This is a genomic window from Sedimentibacter sp. B4 (genome assembly GCF_000309315.1).
Taxonomy (GTDB): Bacteria; Bacillota; Clostridia; order Tissierellales; family Sedimentibacteraceae; genus Sedimentibacter; species Sedimentibacter saalensis.
The window spans coordinates 1-223 of record NZ_CANG01000751.1 but is presented as its reverse complement, the minus strand read 5'-3'; the positions used below and the strand labels follow the sequence as shown (position 1 = coordinate 223).

Here is a 223-nt window from a genome sequence, read left to right as displayed (position 1 = left end):
CGGCGTCCGGCCGCGACCACGTCCACCGGGAGCGGCAGCGGCTGGTGGGAGGGCAGCTTCCGGACCAGGTGGGACGCCAGGTCGGCGACCGCGGTCGCGTCCGCGTTGGTCCGGTCGGGACGCTTCTGCAGGTAGCGCGGGTTCTTGCTCGGCTTTCCGCCCACCAGCCGCGGGTTCGCCGAGGAGACGAAGAACCTCGGCGACGCGTCCGGGGCGGAATCGG

At 74.0% G+C, this 223-nt stretch carries 1 protein-coding gene; it reads right to left on the bottom strand.

Annotated features, from left to right (window positions below; all coding sequences use genetic code 11):
* On the bottom strand, positions 1 to 223 hold a 223-nt coding region (locus BN358_RS27840; protein ID WP_232233251.1), incomplete at both ends, for a hypothetical protein.